This window comes from Massilicoli timonensis (assembly GCF_900199515.1).
Lineage (GTDB): Bacteria > Bacillota_I > Bacilli_A > Erysipelotrichales > Erysipelotrichaceae > Massilicoli > Massilicoli timonensis.
This window is the reverse complement of record NZ_LT963434.1, coordinates 1,703,082-1,724,249: the sequence shown is the minus strand read 5'-3', so window position 1 is coordinate 1,724,249 and position 21,168 is coordinate 1,703,082. Positions and strand designations below refer to the sequence as shown.

Genomic DNA, 21,168 nt, shown 5'->3' with positions numbered 1-21,168 from the left:
TTTGTATGTTACACTACCTTTGGAGGTGCAAGCGATGTCAAAAATGATTTTGATTATAGAGGATGAAGAATCCATTCAGAATATTATCAAGGCGTTCCTGGAGGACGCAGGCTATACGGTGGTTCTGGCTGCTGATGGCCTGGAAGGAATTGAACAGTTCCGGGTAAACAAGCCCGACCTGGTGCTTCTGGATTTAATGCTCCCGAAAATTGATGGCTTTGCCGTATGTGAGATTCTGCGGAAGGAGAGCCGGGTTCCCATCATCATGCTCACCGCATTGGATGATGAGGATAGCCAGATGAAGGGCTTTGACGCTCTGGCAGATGATTATATCACCAAGCCCTTTTCCATGCCGGTTGTGATGAAGCATATCGAAGCGGTGCTGCGTCGGGCTGAACAGGGCGGCGCTGCGCCCAATACCGTGATCCGCTATAAGGAAATCACGGTGGACACGGACAGCCTTACCGTCCTTGTTGGAACAGAAAGCGTTTCCCTGACCACCAGGGAATTTGAGATTTTGAAGCTCCTTCTGGAGAACCAGGGCCGGGTGGTGTCCAGGGAAAGGCTGCTGGACACGGTTTGGGGCTACGACTATATTGGCGATGAAAAAATCGTGAATACCCACATCAAGAACATCCGTAAAAAGCTGGGTGTGGACTACATAGAAACCATGAGAGGGGCGGGATATAAAATTGAGAAGGAAGATTAGTCAAAGCATTCAGGCCAAAACCTTCCTCAGTATGCTGGCGCTGCTGGTGGTCTGCTGCATTATCATTTACGGCATGGTGATGATTTTCCTGCCGAGGAATTACCATACGGAGCTGGAAGGCCAAGTCACTTCCGATTTTTATGACTTGGTGGCGGTTTTGGAGCGAAACGGCTGGGAGGCCAGTTCGGACAGTCTGATGGAATTTTCCATGACGAACAACGCCTCGGTGGAAATCAACGATGATTATGGGAATAATTTGTTCTCCGTGAATTTTGCCGATATGGAGAACATGGACACTTCTGCCCCCTCTATGAGCTGTTCCGCTACATTCCAGCAAGGCGGGCAGACCTACCATGTATTTGCCAATGCCGCCCTGGTTGCGGTGGCGCAGTCCTATGACATCCTGTTGAAGCTCATCCCCTTTATTGCCGTTGTGATTCTATTGATCTCCGTCATTGGGGCGGTAGTTTGTTCCCGGTACTACTCTAAGCCGCTGGTCAATATCAGCAACGTGGCAAAGCGGATGACCACCCTGGACATGACCTGGAAGTGTGAAGTCAACCGAAAAGACGAGATCGGTGTGCTGGCCACCAGCCTGAATGAGATGGCGGAGCAGCTCAGCAATGCGCTGGCCAGCCTGCGGTCAGCGAACTGGCAGTTGAAGAAAGATATTGAGCGGGAGCGTGAGCAGGAAAAGCAGCGCGTGGAATTTTTCACCGCCGTCTCTCATGAGCTGAAAACTCCCATTGCCATCATCAAGGGGCAACTGGAGGGCATGATCTATCAGGTTGGCGAATACAAAGACCGCGATACTTACCTGCGCCGGTGTATGAAAACCACCAATGACATGGAGGCGCTGGTAAAGGAGATTCTATCGGCGGCCCGGATGGGCGGCAGCGATTTCCACCTGGAGCGCACTGACCTGGACATCAGCCAAATGCTGCGAAAGGTCTGCCAGCAGTTCCGTGGCCGGATGGAGGATAAGCAGATCGAGCTTCGCATGGACATCCAGCCGGAATACCACTACCAGGGGGACCGGCGGCTTATGGAGAAAGTGTTCACCAATGTGATCGGAAATGCCGTGACCTATTCGCCGGTGGGGGCGGTGATTACTGTCACCCAAAAAGACGAGGTGTTTTCCGTGGAGAATACCGGCGTCCACATTGCTGAGGAAGATTTGGAGCGTATCTTCACTCCCTTCTATCGGGTGGACAAATCCCGGAACCGGAACAGCGGCGGCAGCGGCCTGGGGCTGTATATCACTAAAACCATCCTGGATCACCACGAAATTATCTATAACATGGTTAATACGGAAAACGGTGTGAAGTTTACAGCATTTTTGTGGTGATGGCACTATAAACTCTTATGAAAAAAAGCGTTGGGTGTGTAGCTAACAGTTACCATGCCCAACGTTTTATGGATTTCCCTACAGATTTAGAAGCGCTCTCTGGCGAGGATTAGATAATCTGTCCTGCCTTGCCCATCGACCATGCCGGGAAACCCCGAAATAGCGGGCTTTTCAGTGGCTTAAATGCGTAGACAGGCATAGTTTTCCGTTTAATTTTACGTATAGATATTCTATGCAATGGTTGACACTATGTAGTTCCAATGCTATAATAGAATAAACTACACAGCATCAATCAAAGGAGGCGCTTTATGGAGCAGCAACTTTCTATTTCAGAGTCAGAGTGGCGAGTAATGAAGATTGTTTGGAGTAATTCTCCACAAACACTTCCCGAAATATTAGACAGGTTAAAAGAAACAGGTTGGAGCAAGACGACTATTCAAACATACCTTGCCCGTTTGGTAAAAAAAGGAGCATTGACTACAAAACGTCAAGGAAAGGGATACTTATATTATCCAGCAGTATCAGAAAGTGAATGCCAGCTTGCGGAAAGCCGCAGTTTTCTAAGCCGCGTATATGATGGTTCCCTGTCTAAGATGGTAATGGGATTTGTCAAAAACGGCAATCTTTCGTCTGATGAATTGCATGAGCTAAAGAGCTTGATCGAGCAGCAGGAGAAAACAGATGCAGATACTCGGTAACATTTTCAATGCGATTATTTTTGTATCTGCTATTGGCGGTATATTTTGTGTTTTATCTCTTTTTATCAATCACATTCTGCGTTGTACGCTGCCGCTATGGTTTCCGCTTTGCGGTATGATCCTTTTTTGCGTTCCATTCCTTTCACCGGATGTGTTTCTCATATCACCAGAAACACAGGAATGGTTAAATGGATTTTATATTGCCTGTTGGGTATGGGTGTGTGGGTGCGGTATTCTTTTCGTCTATGATACGATACGCTCTATAATGGCAAAGCGGGCATTGAAAGGATACCAGATATGTAGCACTGAGCGTCTAAATGCTCTTTGCTTACAATGTGCGGAAATTGTCGGCTTAAAAAAAGTGCCTGCACTATATTGGGGGACTTTGGATAACCCCATTTGCGTTACCGGCGCAATCCGCCCAGCAATTATCATGAGCAAAACAGTTATAGAAAAGCTGACCGATGGCGAATTATCCGCTGTCTTTATCCATGAGTTGACCCATATTAAGCGGAAACATATTCTTTTGGAGCGTATCTATGATTATGTTTGCATATTAAACTGGCTCAACCCTTTTGCGTGGATTGCTAAAGGAGATTTTTCACTACATTGTGAAACGGATTGCGATTGCAATGCCTTAAAATTTTCGCAGGGAAAAGTCACAGAAACAGAATATGCTGCGGCTATTATCCGACTGCTGGAACTGTCTACGGTTCAAGCTACAAAACCCGGTAAAGGGATTGGCGCACTCAGTTTTGTGTTGACAAAACGTAGAATCAAACGGATCACCACAAAATCATCAAAGATCAGGGACAGGATGATAACGGCTATTCTGGCTGTTTCTCTGATACTTACGGTTGCTTTTTCCGTACAATTTAGCAGAGAACATTTCTATCCTTATCCGGCCTATAATACTGGTACAGAATATGGTGCGGGTTACAATGAGTAACCCGTATCATTAAAGCCTATAAATCTACGAATGTAGTTAAATGGAGGAGCGTATGAATACAAACATTGAGATTAGTCACATTACTAAAAAATACAAGAACGGCGTTACCGCCCTTGATGATGTCAGCTTTCGTGTTGGCAGCGGTGTTTTTGGCCTGTTGGGACACAATGGTGCTGGAAAAACTACGCTGATGAAGGCATTGGTTACGGTATTAACCCCATCAGCAGGCACAATCCGCATTTGCGGTTTTGATACCGTGAAACAGGGAAATGAGGTCAGAGCAAGAGTTGGATATTTGCCACAGGAACTTGCCATGTACCCCTCTCTTTCTGTATTTGACTTTGTAAATTACATGGCAGAACTCAAAGGCATTCATAACAAAAAAGCTGTCAGCAATGTGTTGGAACAGGTTGAAATGTTGGAATTTTCCAAACGCAAAATAGGTCAGCTTTCAGGCGGCATGAAACGGAGGGTTGGCATCGCGCAGGCGCTAATTGGCAATCCTCAAATTCTTGTTGTTGACGAACCGACAGCCGGTCTTGATCCAGAAGAACGGGTGAGGTTCCGCGGCCTATTGTCAAGATATGCAAGAGAGGGCCGCACCGTTTTGCTTTCTACACATATTGTCGAAGATATTCACCAGCTATGCGAAGAACTTGCTGTTCTGCGGAAAGGGCATCTATTTTATGCTGGCACATCTGCCACCTTATTGGAACGGGTAAAAGATAAGGTAAAAATCCTACATTTAGAAAATGAAAACCAGCTTATCGAGCTTCAAAAGAAATCGGTAGTATTATCGACGACATATGAGAGCCACGGATTGACTGCGCGAATAATGGACGAAAGCGGGCTTTTCTTACAGGCCACACCTGTCACGGCGACTTTGGAAGATGCTTATGTGTATTGTATGGGAGGGAAAGCCCATGCGTAAAATGTTTTCTGTTCTCCATTATGAATATAAAATGCAGTTCAAGCGTCTGGTTACATGGGGTGTACTTCTTGTAGCGACGGCACTTTCTTTACTTGACAATTTCCCCTCTGCTGGGAATTTAGCTCGGTTGGAGTTTTTGAATGAGCCAGCATACTTTGTTTATCGGATTGTGAGCCTCGACAGCCTTGTTTTATTGTTCGGTCTGATGTTCTTATTGGCAGGACGTATTCCGATAGATACTAAGACAGGAATGAAATCTTTGCTGATGTCATCGGCCTTACGAAAATGGCAATATGTGTTGGGAAAGCTGTTGGGCGGATTTCTATATGTTTTCTCCATGCAGTGTATTTTTCTTTTACTTAACACGACAATTTATTTTATTGCTGCGCCATTTGAAATTTCCCTGATTGAATGTATTGCCCCGTTGATAAAAGCAATCTTTGTTTCTTTAGTTCCAACGAGTTTATTTGTCAGCTTTTGCTCGATTGCCTTACCGGGGATGATTGACATTCGCTTATTCTATATTCTGGCCGCAATATTGTTTGGGTTTAATGCCACCTATGTAGGCTCGGCAGAGGCAATGCCATTTTACTTGATTACTTCCGGCGATTTAGTCCGTTTGATATGAGTGCATCCGAGATGGCCGTTTGTTGATATGGGGAGCGTTATTGCAAATGGATTTTTCCTTGTAGGAAGCGGTCTTGTGTTTGGCAGCCTGCTGTTTTTGAAACACAAGTTTTGGAGGTCAGAATGAAAGCGCGAATTGAAAGCGAAGTAAAAATTTTCGGGATAAATTTCTTTATCGTATCAGCGGCCTTTACGGTTGCTATGATTGTTCTTTCTATCATAGCCGGAAATCTGCTTGATTTTTATCCGGTCAGCTTTGAAGTGGTATTCCCGTTTTTTGTCACAATCGTTGTTGGTGAATGGGGAAAGACGAGAGCAGACAGTAATTTTGATATTATTGCCGCACAAAGCAAATCTCTTTTCAAATGGGTATTGTTACGTTATATAATCGCTTTTGCAATATCCAGTTTATTCGCGGTTTTTAGCATGGCAGGCGCGTCAGTTATGCGATACGAAATGCCAATATGGGAATTGATTGTGCTGTATTTCCCACCAACATTCTTTTTATCATCGCTGTGTGCCTTGTTAGGGATTATATGTAGGCAAGAACATATAGCAACATTAGTCTGTGGGGTTATATGGCTGATAATCTTATTGACGCGAAGCCTATTAAGATTTCCGGGGTTAGAATATGTCTATTTGTTTATCCGATTTGCCGGAGATCAAAATAATATTTGGCTATGGAACAAAGGAATTATTACTTTGGCAGGTCTATTTTTATGGTGTACCATTTACTGGAAATGCAAAAGAGTTGATTGAGATGTAAAAAAACGAATATCGCTTTAATCTGCCCCGCCAGACGGCAAAAGAAAAAAGCCGTTGCTCAGCAGGTAATCGTCACGTCCTACGTTTGACTATACGGCGGCTTTGAACCAATCAAGGCCGCCGATTTTTTACACCTTATCGCCAGCTCCACCAAAAAAATATCTCCACTCCACCTCAACTCCACCTTCGTAGTGTACCATAAGGGTGTTCCCGGCAGACGGGGACACCACCGGAGCGGGAAAAGCCCCGGCGAAAAACTACGTTAGGAGGTACACAAGTGAACCCACTGGTTTTACGACAAGGAAATGAGGTGGCCGTGAGATGAACCTGTGCAAACGAGCCTGCCTGTATTCCGTCCGCAAAAAGGGCAAGACCCTCACACTGCTGGCGTTTCTGCTGGTCATGGCTACGCTGATGCTGACCTGCCTTTCCATCCAATCGGCTACGGAAACGGCCAACGCCAATATCAAAAAAGCCCTGCTGGGCTATTTCACCATCAACGCCAAGACGCTGGAAAACGGCATCCCGGAGGATACGGTAAGCCAAATTCTTGCTATGGATGGCTTGAGTGGCAGGTACACCCTGCGCTCCTACACCTATGCTACTTATTTTGACGCAGACGGGAACCTTCTGGAGATCAACACCGAGGGTGCTGCCCAGGTGCCGGAGGGCTATGAGAACGCCGGACGGGTGGTGGCCAACTCCAATTCCCAGGAGGACAGCTATTTCACCGATGGCGGCTTTGAGATGGTGGAGGGCAACCCCATCACCACCGAAACCGGCAGCCAAGTGCTGGTCCATGAGAAATTCGCCCAGCGCAACGGCTTGTCTGTGGGCGACACCATGCTGCTGGGGAATGTGGAGGACAAAGATAAGACCATCCCCGTGACGGTGGCCGGGATCTTCACCAATACGGAAGAACAGGATTCCATCGGCATGGCCCCGTCCTATGACCTTTACGATAACATCGTTTTCACCGACCTCTCCACCGCCTCTTTCCTGCTCTACGGCACGGAGGGAACCACCAATGTCCAGTACGGGGATTTCTATGTGAACGACCCGGACGAGCTGGAGCGCATTATGACCGATGTGCAGGAATTGGATGGCGTGGATTGGGAGAGCTGCACCCTGACCCGCTACGACAACGACTATCAGAACGCCAAGGAATCCTTGGAGGGCTTGCAGAACATCGTCTTTATCGCCATTGCGGTGGTATCGGTGATTTGTTTCCTGGTGCTGGCCTTGTTCTTGACGCTGCGGCTCCGTGGGCGAGTCCATGAAACCGGCGTCTATCTGGCTATGGGCATTTCCAAAGGCTCGGTACTGCTGCAATACCTGCTGGAAGTGATTCTTGTGGCGGCCATCGCCCTTGTGATCTCCTTCGGCACCAGCACAGCCATTTCCCATCAGATCGGGAGCAGCTTGCTCTCTCAGGTGACAAGCGAAACCTATGAAACGGTGGACTTGACCGGGGAAAGCGAAGCGGCCCAAGAACCCACCGAGGATTTGGACCTTGCCGAGATCGAGGTGGCTGTTTCCGCCGAGGATTACGCACTGGTGTGGGCTTTCGGCATGGTGCTGTGTGTGGCTTCTACCGCACTGGCGGCCTATCCCATTATGAAGATGAAGCCCAAGAGTATTTTGTCGCAAATGAGTTAAGGAGGTGCAGGCGATATGAATTTAGGAATACGAGCGATTTTATATAGCGCACGAAAGTGGAAAAAGACACTGCTGGTGTTCTGTTTGCTCCTGGCCATTACCACTTTGGTGCTGTCCGGCCTTGCCATAGCTGACGCACAGGAAGAACAGGCTGAGGAAGTCCGGGGAACCACCGGGGCCAGCTTCACGGTGGAGCGAGACATCTCTACGGGCGGCTGGAACGGTAATTACAGCACACAGGAATTTATGTCCGAGGACATGATCCAGCAGATTGCCGCAGTGGATGGCATTGCGGGGTATGACGCCACTTTGATTACCCTGCCCCGTATCTTCAATGATAAGGGCGAGGAACTGGCCCATGAGAATTACAGCTTCTACAACTACGGCTCCTACAATTCCCAATACCATGAGCTGTTTCTGTCGGGCCGGTTTGAACTGGTGGAAGGCACCCACATCACCGATGATATGACCAATAGCATTATTATCAGCCGGGAACTAGCTGAGTGGAACGGGCTGAAGGTTGGGGACACCTTGACAGGCGTTTACTACCCGGAGAATAACACCCCGGAAGTGGATATGGAGATTGTGGGTATCTTCGATGTGGTGGCGGATAAGAACGACCAAGTGAATATGTATGATGATGCGTCCTATTACGCCTATTCCAGCTATGTTTTTTGCAGCATGGACGCAGCCGAGGGCCTGATTAAGGGCTGGGGCGAAGATGGCGAGGGCATTTCCGAAGCCTACTACTATGTCACGGACGCCGCCCAATTAGAGAATGTGATTCAGGAAGTGCAGAGCATTTCCTCGATCAACTGGAACAACTACAAGATCACCGCCAATGACGAGGTGTATCAGAATATCTCCAGCGCCCTTTCCGACACCGGGACTCTGATTACCACTCTCATCATTGTCATTACCGCTGTGAGCATGGTTTTGATAATTCTCATCCTCTCCATGTCCATCCGCAGCCGGAAACGGGAAACCGGAATTTTACTGGCGGTGGGTATCGCCAAGCCTGCGGTGATTCTCCAGTATGTGCTGGAAACCCTGCTGATCGCAGTGGTGGCATTCCCACTGGCCTACCTCTCCAGCAAGCAAGTAGCTGGCACACTGGGTACGCTGTTCGGCAAGGCGGCGGAGAATGTCATCGTCACGCCGGAACACTTTATGCTGGTAGCTATCGTGGGCGGCATTTTGCTGGTGGCGGCAGTGCTGGTGTCCAGTATCTCGACTATGCGGTTGAAACCCAAGCAAATCTTAGCGCAGATGGAGTAAAGGAGGACGCAATATGAATTTAGGAATACGAGCGATTTTATACAGCGCACGGAAGTGGAAAAAGACGCTACTGGTGTTCTTCCTGCTCCTGGCTATTACCACCCTGGTGCTGTCCGGGCTGGCGATTGCCGACGCCCAGGAGGAGCAGGCTGAGGAACTGCGGGGTGTGACGGGAACCAGTTTTACTGTGGAACGAAATCTATCTACTGGAGGCTGGACAAGCGGCAATGGCGGTTCATATAGTACGCAGGAATTTATTTCAGATGAAATGCTTCAGGAGATTGCCTCAGTAGACGGGATTGCCGGATATGATGCTTCGATTGTTTCCATGCCTTATTACTTCAAGGAAACGGGCGACAGCGTGGTTACAACGGGATACACCAACAGTTTTTATACCTATGGCTCTATCAATACGGAGTATAACGATTTATTCGTATCAGGACGATTTGAATTGGTTGAAGGGTCCCATATCACAGAGGATATGACCAATGGCCTTATCATCAGCCGGGAACGTGCTGAACAGAATGGATTGAAAGTCGGCAGCAAAGTTGTTGGAATCAATGACCCTTATACCGATGATCCCGAAGTGGATATGGAAATTGTGGGGATTTTTGAAGTGGTGGCTGACAAGAACGATGAGGCCACAATGTACGATGCGTCTACCATGTGGGATTTTTCTAACTATGCCTTTTGTAGCAAAACTGCGATGGAGGCAATGTGTGTAAATTATGGTGATGGCAACAAAATTCAAGAGGCAGATTTCTATGTAACTGACGCAGCACAGTTAGAGAGCGTGATAAACGAAGTACAGAGCATTTCTTCTATCAACTGGAACAACTTTATTGTTACAGCCAATGATGAAGTGTATCAGAACATTTCAAGTTCTCTCTCTGACACAACCGCTTTGGTTACGACGCTGATTATTGTCATTACTGCTGTGAGCATGGTTTTGATAATTCTCATTCTCTCCATGTCTATCCGCAGCCGGAAACGGGAAACAGGCATTTTGCTGGCGGTGGGTATCGCCAAGCCTGCGGTCATTCTCCAGTATGTGCTGGAAAGCCTGCTGATTGCGGTGGTGGCCTTCCCGCTGGCCTACCTCTCCAGCAAGCAAGTGGCTGGCACCCTGGGTACGCTGTTCGGTAAGGCGGCGGAGAATGTCATCGTCACGCCGGAGCATTTCATGCTGGTGGCTATCGTGGGCGGCATTTTGCTGGTGGCGGCGGTGCTGGTGTCCAGTATCTCCACCATGCGGCTGAAGCCCAAGCAGATTTTGTCGCAGATGGAATAAGACCATCCACCCCCTAAAATAACGAAATGAGGTAATCACTATGAGTATCATGGAAATCAAGCAAGTGGGATATTCCTACGATAATAAAAAGAAAGTCTTAAAAGGCGTCAACGCCGAAATGGAACAGGGCAAACTCTACGCCATCCTGGGGCCTTCCGGCTGCGGCAAAACCACCCTGCTCTCCCTGATCGGCGGCTTGGACAGCCCCGGTAGCGGCCAGATTTACTTTGACGGGCAGGATATTGCCAAGACGGGCCTTTCCGACCATCGGAAAAACCATGTGGCGTTTATCTTCCAAGCATACAACCTCATCGACTACTTGACTCCCACGGAGAATGTGTCGCTGACTTCCAAGCTGCCGCCGCTGCCCATTTTGGAGCGGCTGGGCCTGACGAAAGAAGAATCGAAGCGCAATGTACTGAAACTCTCCGGTGGCCAACAGCAGCGTGTGGCCATCGCCCGTGCCCTGGCAAGTGAGGCCCCAGTGATCCTGGCGGACGAGCCTACCGGCAATCTGGACGAGGACACCGCCCAGGACATCACGGATATTCTCAAAGAGAGCGCCCACAAGATGAACAAGTGTGTGGTGGTCGTTACCCACTCCAATGAACTTGCGAAGCAGGCCGATGTGGTGTTCCGGCTGAGAAAGGGTGAGCTGCAGGTGCTAGAGCGCGTTCAAGATGGAGCCGCCCAGCCTCAATCCCGCAGAAACAACGCTCCCCGCAGTGAAAGGAGGGCGCATTGATGGAGATGGACAGCAATCCAATCACAAAGCCCTCGAAAAAAGGGACTATCCTTTCCGTTGCATTTTATGTTCTTGCGGCGGTGCTGCTGATTACGGCTTTTGTTTCCCTGGTAGCCTGCCACCAAAATATCTCCCGGCAGCTTGAGCAGGGCGTTCCTGTGCAGGGAAATGAACTGGCCATTGTGAATCTCTATCTTACAAGCTGTGTGCAGTATTTCGCCTTTGCCGCCGCCATGGTGTTTTGCGGCAAGGCAGCCCCCAAGGTGCTGGCGCTCAAGAACGAGATGCCGGTACAGGTCACGCCCTATATGCTCAACGCCTCGACAGAGGCCCCTGACTCCACCTTTATGGAAGAGGTGGAGCCGGAGGAAGACGATACGGATTTTGAGGCTTGGGGATTCCGGGAAAAGGAAGAATAAATAAAAAAGACACGCCGGCGGGCTTGCAGAGCAGCAAGCCCTCGGCCATGTCTTGAAAACAGGAGAATGGAGGTGATTCCCATGCAGCAAACAGAGTGGGTTTATTGTCCCGTCTGCGGGAATAAAACCCGTGATCGAATCAGGGAGGATACGGTTTTAATCAATTATCCTCTCTACTGCCCAAAGTGCAAACGAGAGAGCTTAATCCAGGCGAAACAATTACATATCGTTGTCATCAAAGAGCCAGACGCATAGACGCAGAGCCGATGAACCTGTGAGAATTTCCCACGGGCATCGGCTCTTTTTCACTCTCTGGGCTGGCTGTCCAAGGCCGCCCTAACTGTCGCCTTGATGATCTGCATAGAACGCTCATCGCAGTTATACAGCATACGGACAAGGTTTTCCATTTCGGAATCCTCAATCTGCTTTTCTGGGAAGAAAATCTGATCGGGTAAAATGGACAGTTCCCGAATCAGCTTGTAGAGAATGTCGTAGCTGGGCTTTTTGCCTTCGTTCTCGATACGATATATAAATCTCTCGCCTACTCCGACCTTGGCGGCCAGATCTTCGACTGTAATATCTGCTTTTATGCGGGCATTCTTGATGATCTCACCAAGCGTTTCATGTTTAATCTGCACCTACAGTTCACCTCTCTTTCTATTTTACAGATTTATGCTAGATTTATAATGGCATAGCAGTTCAAATTTTAGAGAACTGACAGTGCATAGAAAAGTGAACTGACCCGAATCGTATAGATGGTCCTGCCAATAAAAAAAACGAGGTTTTGGCAGGGTGCTTTGTCATGCCCATCCCTCCAGACCACGTTTTTGGCCTGGAGGGATATTTCATGCGTTGGTCATCCTGCGCACCGCTGCTCATTAGAAGCAGCGAGTATGATTCTATGTCGTAGGCCGCCTGTTTGACGGTGTACGGTCAAAAAAACTTCCCGTTTTTCAACGGGATATTATGCCCTTCACACTGAACCATCATGCCATGATTTACACGAACTAAAAAGAAACGCACTTGCTGTTTGGGTTGTTGTCCCATTCTGCAGGTGCGTTTTTCTATATAGCGGAACCCCATCATTTCCACGTTGTAGGGGGCCGCCTGACCAGTCTGAATTTCTCGCAATTCAGACTGATCGGAGGTAAAACAGCGTGGACGCTGATAAAAAGAGAATATGGATTCGCGGCCAATATGTTGAGGTCACGGATGAAGTGTACCGGGCCTATATGCAGGGCGACCGGAAAATGCGCTATTTTGAGAACGATTTGAAAACCGAGCGGTTCGTTCTCGGAAGGGAGGGCCAAGTGGTGCAGATCATCCCCAGCCGCGAAGATTCTTTGGACCGGCTGGTGGATGAAAATGCCCAGCAATTCTCCGACGAGCAGGAAAGTGTGGAGAGCGTGGTGCTTCACAAGCTGGAAGTGGACAGGCTACATACCGCGCTTTCCCTGCTGACTCCAGAGGAACGTGCGCTGATCCAGGCGCTGTTCTTTGAGGAAAAGACAGAACGGCAATATGCAGACGAGCTTGGCGTGTACCGCAATGCTGTTCATGTTCGGAAAATGAAGGTCCTTAAAAAGTTGAAGCTCTTATTGGAGGGCTAAATTAAACCAAATGAGGAACCTCTTGCTTTGATAACGCAAGAGGTTCCTTTTATATCGTTTATACTTATTTTTCATATTCTTATTTAGGCGTTCATGTTTCTTGGCTTGTATTCTTCGAAAGAGCGAAGTATAATAGGTGCTGGAGGTATGTGCAATGGATTATATGACTTTAAGAGAAGCCGGCGAGAAATGGGGAATTTCTCCACGGCAGATCAATTATTATTGCTCCGAGGGACGCATTCCGGGAGCTGAAAAAATGGGAACGGTTTGGCTAATCCCCAAAGATGCCAAAAAGCCGGTGGACGGCAGGACGAAACAAGGGAGGGCCTTGAAACATGAATAGTGTTTTGATTATAGACGATGACAAGGAACTTTGTGCCTTGATGAAAAAATGCGTGGAACAGGAAAATTTGTCTGCGGTGGTGGCGTATGGCGGTTTAGAGGGCCTGCGGCTGCTGGAAGAAAACAAGGATGCCTGTTCTCTGATTATTCTGGATGTAATGATGCCGGATATGGACGGCTTTCAGGTATTGCAGAAGATCCGGGAGAAACATAATGTGCCGGTGCTGATGCTGACCGCCAAAAGCGATGAGGAAGATAAAGTTTCTGGCCTGCGGCTGGGGGCGGACGATTACCTGACAAAACCTTTCAGCATTAACGAGCTGATGGCTCGCGTCAATTCCCTGATCCGGCGCTATACCACCTTAAATCCCGTGGCCGGGAACGAGGCCGCCACTATGCTGCTGAAAGATATGGTGATTGATAAAGTCAATCGGACGGTGACAGTTCAAAATCTCCCGGTAGAGCTGACCGGCAAGGAATTTGACCTGCTTCTGTTTCTGGCGTCCAACAAAGGCCGGGTGTTTACCAAGAAGCAGATTTACACGCAGGTATGGGCGGAGGAATATGCCTTTGACGACAGCAACATCATGTCTTTTATCAGCAAACTGCGGAAGAAAATTGAGCCAAATCCAGAACAGCCGTTTTATATCCAGACTGTCCGGGGTGTGGGGTATCGGTTCAATAAGGAGGCATGAGCATGGAGCTGAACATTTATCTGCTGCTGGCCTTATTGATTGCCCTGCTGGTGATTGCTTACCTTTTGGCAAAACTTCACCGCGTCCGGGGCCAGCTTTCCCTTATTAAAGATGCCCTGACGGATATAAAGAACGGAAACCTGAACCGCCGTGTGCTGGCGCGGGAAAGTGACCTGACAAAGCAAATCTGTTATGACATCAACGAAATTGCTATGAGCAGCCAATCCCGGCTGATCCAGCAAAAGCAATCCGAGCAGGCTTATAAACGACTTATGACAAGCCTTTCCCATGATGTAAAAACGCCGCTTGCCTCTCTGGTGGGCTATTTGGAGGCCGTGGAAAGCAAGATCGTAACAGGGGCCGAGCAGGAAGAATATATTCGGGTGGCTACGGAAAAAGCCCATCACCTGAAAGACTTTGTGACCGCCCTGTTTGAATGGGTGAAGCTGGATGCTGGGGAGCAGATTTTTCATTTTGAAGTCTGCGACCTGAACGAGCTTTCCCGCAACATTATGGCTGACTGGGTGCCGCTGCTGGAAAATCACAATCTTTCCTATGAGATAGAGATACCCGAAACAGAATACATGACAAGGGTTGATCCCACCGCCTACACCCGTATTCTCAATAACCTGCTGCAAAATATCCTGACGCACAGCGACGCAAGGCAAGTGTCCCTGACCATAACCGAAACGGAGCAGCAGGCAAAAATCATGGTGGCCGATAACGGGAAAGGGATTTCCGCCGCTGACATCCCCCATATCTTTGAACGAATGTATCAATGCGACCACTCCCGATCTGCCAAAGGGAACGGGCTGGGCCTCTCCATTGCGAAGGAACTGGTAAGCGTCCATAAAGGAACCATCACGGCAGCCAGTGTCCCCGGAGCTGGTACAACCTTTACCATCATACTTCCGAAAGCCCTGTGACCGCGCAGGGCTTTCTTGCGTTCAAAGCAAGGTTAAAACAAGATTTCGGCAAGGTTATGGCAAGGTTCGTCCCTTATAATGGGAACCATGAAAGGAGGAAACCGCATGACGATCATTGCAACTGAAATCCAGAAATGGAAGCGGAATAAGATTGTCTGGTGTATTTTGGCCCTGACGCTGCTGTTTGGGGCGTTTGCGATTGAGCGGGCTTGCAGCATTGCAAGGAGCAGCCCCTACATGGATAGCTTTGGCGACCTCTACACACTGGCGTTTAAGAACCTGTCCAGCCTGTTCCTGCCGATTGTGCTGGGAATGTTCGCCACAACCTTATTTTTTGACGAACACAAGAACGACACGCTGAAAGAACTGCTCATCATTCCTATCACAAAAGCGCAGCTATACTTTTCAAAAGTTGCTGTGGTGATCCTGATGTCCGTGGGACTGTGCCTGATTACCTTTCTTTTATGTGTTGTCGGCGGGCTGATTGCTGGGGGCTTTCCCGATCTGAATGCCCAAACACTAATGGTTGCTGGCCTTTTGTATCTGACGGGCGGGCTTCTGATCCCCATAGCCATGCTTCCGATTGTGTTTCTTGCCACGCTGTCAAAAGGATATATCCTGCCTATTGGCGCAACGCTGCTTTATCTGGTTCCCGTAGTCATTGCCCCTGCCTATCTTACGGGAATACACCCGCTGGCAAGCGTGATGGGGATTTATCCCCATATTTCCGAAGCAGCCGCAGCTATGGTAGAAAGCCTGATGCAAGGCGTTTTGCCCCATACTTCGCCGCTTGTCTGTGCAGGTTCGCTGCTTCTGATCGGTGCCGCATTTGCCGCCGCATCCGTTGTGGCTCTAAAAAAGCAATCTTATTGAAAGGAAAGACCTATGAAACGATTGATTAGTTTATTCCTCTGTGTTCTGTTCGCTTTTTCGCTTTGCGCCTGCCAGCAGGCCGCCCCATCTTCCAGCGAAGCCCCCGACCAGCAGGCCATTACAGAGGAAGCTACCGAATACTTTAACCAGATGATGGATGGAGATTTTGAAACTTTCTTCAATGCGCTGCCGCAGGGCGTACAGGACAATACTTCTGCGGAGGCGATACAGGAAACATGGAAGGAAGAAGCCGATAAGCTGGGCGGGCTGCCGGAGAACGCTTCCCCGGAGGTGTCCTGTTATGTGCCGGAACACTCCGACCAAATCCGTGTTGAATTTGTCATTCCCTGTGAAAAGGGCGATTTCAAAGTGTTCATCAACTATTCCCCGGATGGCAGCCTTTACAACTATGTCATTTGGAAAAATGAAGCAGAATAAGAAAGAGAGGCATCTTTATGAGTGACTTTGTGATTGAAACCAAAAAGCTGACGAAGATTTACGGCGAGCAAACCGCCGTCAGCTCTGTGGATATTCATGTGAAGCCGGGCCGGATTTACGGGCTTTTGGGCCGAAATGGAGCCGGTAAGACCACCATTATGAAAATGATTTTGGGCCTTACGCCAATCACTTCCGGCGAAGTGGATGTGTTCGGCCAGAACATCAAAGGCCATGAGAAGCGCATTTATCCCCGCATTGGGGCTATCATCGAAACTCCCGGCTTTTACCCGAACCTGACCGGCACAGAAAACCTTGAAATCTTTGCGAAGCTACGCGGGACGCCCCGGCCCAACGCCGTCAAGAACGCACTGGAAGTCGTGGGGCTTCCTTACCGGGACAAAAAGCTGTTCAGCAAGTATTCTCTCGGTATGAAGCAGCGTCTCGGCATTGCCAACGCCATCCTGCATGACCCGGAGCTTTTGATCCTGGATGAACCGACCAACGGGCTTGACCCCATCGGCATTGCCGAAGTGCGGAATTTTATCAAGGATTTAAGCGTGGATCGCGGCAAAACCATCCTGATTTCCAGCCACATTCTTTCCGAAATCGCACTTCTGGCGGATGATATTGGCATCATCGACCACGGCGTACTGCTGGAAGAAAGCAGCATGGAGGATTTGGAAAAGAAAAATCGGAAATACATCCAGCTTCAGGTGTCGGATGTCCCCAAAGCCTCACTGATTTTGGAACGGCAGTTCCATGTGACGGATTATGCGGTGCAGGACGAACATAACCTGCGACTCTATGACACCGCACTGGATATGGCGGCAATCAACAAGGCCCTTGTGGTGCAGGATGTGGCTGTTATCAGCTCCCAAATCTGCAATGATACCCTTGAGGACTATTTCAAGCAGATTACGGGGGGAGAGGGCATTGCTTAAACTGATACAGATTGAATTTCTAAAGCTGCGCCGGAGAAAGTTTATCTGGCTCATGCTGCTGGCAGCTCTGTTTATGCCGCTGGCCGCCGTGTTCTACTTCGCAAGCGTTAAGGGAACCGGCGTGGAACCCATCGAGTTTTACAAGTGGACGGCGTTCAGCTATACCCCGTGGATTATCCTGCCGGTGGTGCTGGGGATGCTGTGTACCATGCTGATGTATAACGAAAACCAATATGATATGCTCAAACAGCTCTGGATTGTGCCGGTCAATAAGATGGCGTACTTTTTCAGCAAATTTGCTGTGGTGCTGGTGTACTCGGTCTGCTTCATGCTGATTACCGCAGCCGCGTCCATCCTTACCGGCGTCCTGCCCGGCTATATTGCCTTTGACAGCGGGAGCGTCCTTTATCTTCTGCGGAAGTGTATGGAAATCTCTCTGCTGACCGCCTTTGCGGTGCTGCCAATACTGGCGGCTGCCGCAGCGCAGAAGGGGTATATTCTTCCCGTCTGCCTGACGCTGGTTTATACATTCCTCGGCTTTATCCTCTTGATGGTGAATATGTACCTGCATCCGCTGTCCAGCATGACCGCCATTGTTATGCGGGATATTCCGGGTGTCGTAATTACCCAGCCACTCAATATTCCGGGGGCATTCCTCTGCATAGGCGTGTGGGGCGTTGCTTCTGTCCTGCTGGCTGGGGCTGCTTTGAAAAAGAGAAAGTGAGGTGCATTTGAAATGGAACTTTTACTTTGGGCGGAGCGCCGGAAACTCCGCCGTTCCAAAATCTTGTGGATTGCCGGTTTTGCAACGGTCATGGTGGCGTTGATTGTCTTTGCACAGGGTCAGTTCACGTTCTATGAAAGCCGCTATATTGACGGTGCCGGATGGTTTATGACAGCGGCCCAATCCCTTGCCACCTTTTATGTGCTGCCTGCGGTCATTGCCCTGCTGGGAAGCTATATGATCTGCCGGGAGGAACAGGAGGACACCCTGAAATCCCTGCGGCTCATTCCCGTGGATGAAGTGAAGCTGACGCTCTCCAAAATGGTGCTTGCTCTGGTGTTCAGCGTCGTAATCTATCTTCTGCTTTTTGCGATTACCTTTCTCGTTGAGGCCGTTTTGCACTTTGAAGCTCTTTCAATTGGCCTTGTTTTGGGAAACCTGAAAACATATCTTCTGGACGGGATCGGCGTGTTCTTTGCCATTTCTCCGATTATCGCTTTGGTGGCCCGGATGAAAAAAGGTTACTGGCTGGCGCTGGTATTTGCAGAAATTTATTCGTTTGCTGGGCTGTTCGCAAGTATGTCCGAACAGCTAAAGACGGTATATCCCATGACGGCCGTTTTCAATATCTCCGGCTATTACGATGCAAGCATGGTTCAGGTCTTAATTGGTATCATAGTTCTGCTGGCCTGTCTGTTCTGGCGCTGTTCATTCTGAAAGGGCTGAACAGGAAAGTAAAATAATTCTGATTTTCTAACCACCAATCAGATAAGAACATAATAAGGAGCTGATAGAAGGGGGAAGTTAATGAGAAAATTGCTTGTCATAGACGACAATTTGGGTTTTTTAGGTTTTTTGACCTCTGCTTTAGAAAAATATTTTGAGGTTTATACAGCAACAGGGGTAAAAGATGCGTTGCGATTGCTGGAACATCAAAAAGTCGAAGCAATCTGTTCTGATTATAATATGCGGGATGGCACAGGACTGGATTTGCTCGAAGAAATTCGTCAAAAAGGGATCACTGTCCCTTTCCTGCTTATGTCTGGCGACGATGATTTCCTGATTGAACAACAGACAAAATTTTATGGCGGCGTTTTCTGCTGCAAAACCGACTGTGATTTCATTGCGAAAGTAAAGGCATTAGTAAATCCTGAACCTAAAACATAATATTTTCATTATCTGCCGGACGATGGCAAAAGAAAAAAAGCCGTCGTGCAGCAGACTTATTGACACGCCCATATTACTTTTTCGGCGGCTTTGAGAAAATCAAGGCCGCCGTTCTTTATGCCCTCATACTGACGACGCCCTGACGCTGGCGGGATCGGCGGCTTACGGAGGGAGCCGCCATGGAGGAAAAAGCGTTTCGACATAATGCGACAGAGCGCAGGCTGTCAAAAAATCGCTTGCTGTTCACCGTGGCTTTACGCCTTTCATACTGAACCATCATGCCATGATTTACACGAACTAAAAGGAAACGCACTTGCTGTTGGGGCTGTTGTCCCATTCTGCAGGTGCGTTTTTCAATATAGAGGAACCCCATTCCCACGTTGTAGGGGGCCGCCCGACCAGTCTGAATTTCTCGCAATTCAGACTGATCGGAGGTAAAACAGCGTGGACGCTGATAAAAAAAGAATATGGATTCGCGGCCAATATGTTGAGGTTACGGATGAAGTGTACCGGGCCTATATGCAGGGCGACCGGAAAATGCGCTATTTTGAGAACGATTTGAAAACCGAGCGGTTCGTTCTCGGAAAGGAGGGCCAAGTGGTGCAGATCATCCCAAGCCGCGAAGATTCTTTGGATCGGCTGGTGGATGAAAATGCCCAGCAATTCTCTGATGAGCAGGAAAGCGTGGAGAGCGTGGTGCTTCACAAGCTGGAAGTGGACAGGCTACATACCGCGCTTTCCCTGCTTACCCCAGAAGAACGTGCGCTGATCCAAGCGCTGTTCTTTGAGGAAAAGACAGAACGGCAATATGCAGACGAGCTTGGCGTGTACCGCAATGCTGTTCATGTTCGGAAAATGAAGGCCCTCAAAAAACTTAAAAAAATTTTGGAATAATCGTTGTGCAACCTCTCACCCTCAACGGCAAATAGGGTGAGAGGTTCTTTTTATGGCCTCACGGCACCTTGAAAACTGCATACCCATTCATCAAGCACATTCCCGCTGTTTTGGCGAAAGCCAAAGCCCAGGTAGCGGCTGCGCGGTGATCTGCCGGGAGAAAACAACGAGACACCACCGAAAAAAGAAATTGTAGGTCTTTGGTTTGTTCTTCCCAGCAAGGAGCGAGAAACAGCAGGCTGCCAGTACCGGGCGGCTCCCGGTACGGCCATGACCAGCAGCGGAGCGATACTCCCGTCCAGCCTAACGTCCGAGCGTTGAAGCGGTTTGCTGCCGTGATCCGTCGCAGGCAATGGGGGCGGTTGCGTGAGAACCACGCGAGGGGTGAGATTCCCCGTGGAGCTGGTGAGCTGCCAGCCGTTTGATGACTTCCCGCAGTGTTCCGGGGTGTCGAGGACAAATAGGAACGCTTTGAAATATGAGCCGTACAGCAGGACGGGCCAATGAAAACAAGAGGATTGTTTTATCTCTCCCCGGTCTTCATTCTGTTCTGCTGTCCGGTTCTACATAGGCGGCAGCAGCCGCCTGCATTTCAAAGGGAGGTCATAAAGCATGAACAGAACATATCATCGCGGCGATATGTACTATGCCGATTTGGGCCGGGGAATCGGCTCCGAGCAGGAAGGTTATCGCCCGGTCCTGATTATTCAGAATGATACTGGAAACAAGCACAGCCCCACGGTCATTGTGGCAGCCATATCCAGCAAAGTGGACGCCAAGGCCAAGCTGCCTACCCATTACCTTCTCAAAGCAGAGAACGGCCTGGAGCTGCCTTCTCTGGTGCTGATGGAGCAGCTCCGCACCATTGATAAAAGGCGGCTGGAAACGTACATCGGACATCTGGAGGAACAGCATATTCGCCGGCTCAACCGCGCCCTGGCTGTCAGCGTGGGATTGATCGAAGAAACACCCCCAAATTTAATCATGTGCCTTTGTCCGGCCTGTGCCAACAACTTCTACGGCACAGGCTCTTATTATTTGCGCAGGGTTCACCCTGGCCGGGTGGAAAAGGACATCTGCACTTACTGCGGCCAGCGGCCCGGTTTTGACTATGAAGTGGTCAAGAGGCACCAATGAGT

General features: G+C 49.1%; 28 protein-coding genes. 25 read left to right on the top strand and 3 right to left on the bottom strand.

All coding sequences use genetic code 11. From position 1 onward, the window contains the following. The first annotated feature begins 34 nt into the window (after nucleotides 1-34). The 13 genes from C1712_RS10640 to C1712_RS10580 all read left to right on the top strand — a co-directional run bounded on the left by C1712_RS10640 (nucleotide 35) and on the right by C1712_RS10580 (nucleotide 11,674). Nucleotides 35-709, top strand: coding sequence for a response regulator transcription factor (locus C1712_RS10640; RefSeq protein ID WP_102269076.1), 675 nt, complete (start codon nucleotides 35-37; stop codon nucleotides 707-709). A gap of 31 nt (nucleotides 710-740) precedes the next feature. After that, on the top strand, nucleotides 741-2,057 hold the full coding sequence (locus C1712_RS10635; RefSeq protein ID WP_075877660.1) for a sensor histidine kinase: 1,317 nt from the start codon (nucleotides 741-743) through the stop codon (nucleotides 2,055-2,057). A 308-nt stretch (nucleotides 2,058-2,365) separates the two neighbouring features. Further along, a complete protein-coding gene (locus tag C1712_RS10630; RefSeq protein WP_072849258.1) occupies nucleotides 2,366-2,755 on the top strand; it encodes a BlaI/MecI/CopY family transcriptional regulator in 390 nt (129 codons plus the stop codon). Beyond that, on the top strand, nucleotides 2,739-3,704 hold the full coding sequence (locus C1712_RS10625; protein ID WP_075877483.1) for a M56 family metallopeptidase: 966 nt from the start codon (nucleotides 2,739-2,741) through the stop codon (nucleotides 3,702-3,704). The genes C1712_RS10630 and C1712_RS10625 overlap by 17 nt, the downstream gene beginning before the upstream one ends. A gap of 52 nt (nucleotides 3,705-3,756) precedes the next feature. Continuing rightward, entirely contained in the window at nucleotides 3,757-4,635 is an 879-nt protein-coding gene (locus C1712_RS10620; protein WP_075877482.1) for an ABC transporter ATP-binding protein, read from the top strand. Further along, nucleotides 4,628-5,263, top strand: coding sequence for a hypothetical protein (locus C1712_RS10615; protein WP_102269074.1), 636 nt, complete (start codon nucleotides 4,628-4,630; stop codon nucleotides 5,261-5,263). Before C1712_RS10620 ends, C1712_RS10615 begins: the two co-directional genes overlap by 8 nt. A 122-nt stretch (nucleotides 5,264-5,385) precedes the next feature. Beyond that, nucleotides 5,386-6,021 carry a hypothetical protein gene (locus C1712_RS10610; RefSeq protein ID WP_075877480.1) on the top strand — a complete coding sequence of 212 codons (636 nt, stop codon included), beginning with the start codon at nucleotides 5,386-5,388 and terminating at the stop codon, nucleotides 6,019-6,021. A gap of 327 nt (nucleotides 6,022-6,348) precedes the next feature. After that, nucleotides 6,349-7,686 carry an ABC transporter permease gene (locus C1712_RS10605; RefSeq protein WP_102269072.1) on the top strand — a complete coding sequence of 446 codons (1,338 nt, stop codon included), beginning with the start codon at nucleotides 6,349-6,351 and terminating at the stop codon, nucleotides 7,684-7,686. 15 nt (nucleotides 7,687-7,701) lie between these two features. After that, complete coding sequence (locus C1712_RS10600) at nucleotides 7,702-8,964, top strand: ABC transporter permease (RefSeq protein WP_102269070.1); 1,263 nt, start codon at nucleotides 7,702-7,704, stop codon at nucleotides 8,962-8,964. 13 nt (nucleotides 8,965-8,977) lie between these two features. Beyond that, nucleotides 8,978-10,255 carry an ABC transporter permease gene (locus tag C1712_RS10595; RefSeq protein WP_102269068.1) on the top strand — a complete coding sequence of 426 codons (1,278 nt, stop codon included), beginning with the start codon at nucleotides 8,978-8,980 and terminating at the stop codon, nucleotides 10,253-10,255. Nucleotides 10,256-10,295: 40 nt separating this feature from the next. Then, on the top strand, nucleotides 10,296-11,000 hold the full coding sequence (locus C1712_RS10590; protein WP_075877476.1) for an ABC transporter ATP-binding protein: 705 nt from the start codon (nucleotides 10,296-10,298) through the stop codon (nucleotides 10,998-11,000). Beyond that, nucleotides 11,000-11,419 (top strand): hypothetical protein, encoded by a 420-nt coding sequence (locus C1712_RS10585; protein WP_202613459.1) that lies wholly within the window; start codon nucleotides 11,000-11,002, stop codon nucleotides 11,417-11,419. Before C1712_RS10590 ends, C1712_RS10585 begins: the two co-directional genes overlap by 1 nt. A 66-nt stretch (nucleotides 11,420-11,485) precedes the next feature. Continuing rightward, a complete protein-coding gene (locus C1712_RS10580) occupies nucleotides 11,486-11,674 on the top strand; it encodes a cysteine-rich KTR domain-containing protein (RefSeq protein WP_425436013.1) in 189 nt (62 codons plus the stop codon). Nucleotides 11,675-11,724: 50 nt separating this feature from the next. On the opposite strand, the gene C1712_RS10575 is transcribed toward C1712_RS10580, so the two are convergent. Both C1712_RS10575 and C1712_RS12775 read right to left on the bottom strand, forming a co-directional pair. Further along, nucleotides 11,725-12,057, bottom strand: a complete 333-nt coding sequence (locus tag C1712_RS10575) for a helix-turn-helix transcriptional regulator (RefSeq protein ID WP_102269066.1) — start codon at nucleotides 12,055-12,057, stop codon at nucleotides 11,725-11,727. A gap of 295 nt (nucleotides 12,058-12,352) precedes the next feature. Beyond that, nucleotides 12,353-12,511: a hypothetical protein gene (locus C1712_RS12775; RefSeq protein ID WP_180963129.1), complete on the bottom strand. Its 159-nt coding sequence runs from the start codon at nucleotides 12,509-12,511 to the stop codon at nucleotides 12,353-12,355. A gap of 65 nt (nucleotides 12,512-12,576) precedes the next feature. Between C1712_RS12775 and C1712_RS10570 the strand changes: the two genes are divergently transcribed. The 11 genes from C1712_RS10570 to C1712_RS10520 all read left to right on the top strand — a co-directional run bounded on the left by C1712_RS10570 (nucleotide 12,577) and on the right by C1712_RS10520 (nucleotide 20,029). Beyond that, nucleotides 12,577-13,029, top strand: a complete 453-nt coding sequence (locus C1712_RS10570) for an RNA polymerase sigma factor (RefSeq protein ID WP_102269064.1) — start codon at nucleotides 12,577-12,579, stop codon at nucleotides 13,027-13,029. A 154-nt stretch (nucleotides 13,030-13,183) separates the two neighbouring features. Continuing rightward, nucleotides 13,184-13,372 (top strand): helix-turn-helix domain-containing protein, encoded by a 189-nt coding sequence (locus C1712_RS10565; RefSeq protein WP_075877473.1) that lies wholly within the window; start codon nucleotides 13,184-13,186, stop codon nucleotides 13,370-13,372. Then, complete coding sequence (locus C1712_RS10560) at nucleotides 13,365-14,066, top strand: response regulator transcription factor (RefSeq protein WP_075877472.1); 702 nt, start codon at nucleotides 13,365-13,367, stop codon at nucleotides 14,064-14,066. The genes C1712_RS10565 and C1712_RS10560 overlap by 8 nt, the downstream gene beginning before the upstream one ends. A 2-nt stretch (nucleotides 14,067-14,068) precedes the next feature. Further along, entirely contained in the window at nucleotides 14,069-14,992 is a 924-nt protein-coding gene (locus C1712_RS10555; RefSeq protein ID WP_075877471.1) for a sensor histidine kinase, read from the top strand. Between the two features lie 105 nt (nucleotides 14,993-15,097). After that, nucleotides 15,098-15,865, top strand: a complete 768-nt coding sequence (locus C1712_RS10550; protein ID WP_075877470.1) for an ABC transporter permease — start codon at nucleotides 15,098-15,100, stop codon at nucleotides 15,863-15,865. Between the two features lie 12 nt (nucleotides 15,866-15,877). Further along, nucleotides 15,878-16,303 carry a DUF3887 domain-containing protein gene (locus C1712_RS10545; protein ID WP_075877469.1) on the top strand — a complete coding sequence of 142 codons (426 nt, stop codon included), beginning with the start codon at nucleotides 15,878-15,880 and terminating at the stop codon, nucleotides 16,301-16,303. A gap of 17 nt (nucleotides 16,304-16,320) precedes the next feature. After that, nucleotides 16,321-17,244, top strand: a complete 924-nt coding sequence (locus C1712_RS10540) for an ABC transporter ATP-binding protein (protein WP_071433747.1) — start codon at nucleotides 16,321-16,323, stop codon at nucleotides 17,242-17,244. Then, complete coding sequence (locus C1712_RS10535; protein ID WP_075877468.1) at nucleotides 17,237-17,968, top strand: ABC transporter permease; 732 nt, start codon at nucleotides 17,237-17,239, stop codon at nucleotides 17,966-17,968. Before C1712_RS10540 ends, C1712_RS10535 begins: the two co-directional genes overlap by 8 nt. Nucleotides 17,969-17,980: 12 nt before the next feature. Then, the gene (locus C1712_RS10530; protein WP_180963128.1) at nucleotides 17,981-18,685 is read left to right on the top strand and encodes an ABC transporter permease; all 705 of its coding nucleotides are present in this window, start codon (nucleotides 17,981-17,983) and stop codon (nucleotides 18,683-18,685) included. 90 nt (nucleotides 18,686-18,775) lie between these two features. Beyond that, entirely contained in the window at nucleotides 18,776-19,135 is a 360-nt protein-coding gene (locus C1712_RS10525) for a response regulator (protein WP_075877466.1), read from the top strand. Nucleotides 19,136-19,579: 444 nt separating this feature from the next. Continuing rightward, a complete protein-coding gene (locus tag C1712_RS10520) occupies nucleotides 19,580-20,029 on the top strand; it encodes a sigma-70 family RNA polymerase sigma factor (protein WP_075877465.1) in 450 nt (149 codons plus the stop codon). 50 nt (nucleotides 20,030-20,079) lie between these two features. On the opposite strand, the gene C1712_RS12770 is transcribed toward C1712_RS10520, so the two are convergent. Beyond that, nucleotides 20,080-20,301 carry a hypothetical protein gene (locus tag C1712_RS12770; RefSeq protein ID WP_143404395.1) on the bottom strand — a complete coding sequence of 74 codons (222 nt, stop codon included), beginning with the start codon at nucleotides 20,299-20,301 and terminating at the stop codon, nucleotides 20,080-20,082. Between the two features lie 340 nt (nucleotides 20,302-20,641). Between C1712_RS12770 and C1712_RS10515 the strand changes: the two genes are divergently transcribed. Further along, a complete protein-coding gene (locus C1712_RS10515) occupies nucleotides 20,642-21,166 on the top strand; it encodes a type II toxin-antitoxin system PemK/MazF family toxin (RefSeq protein ID WP_075877464.1) in 525 nt (174 codons plus the stop codon). Nucleotides 21,167-21,168: the final 2 nt, after the last annotated feature.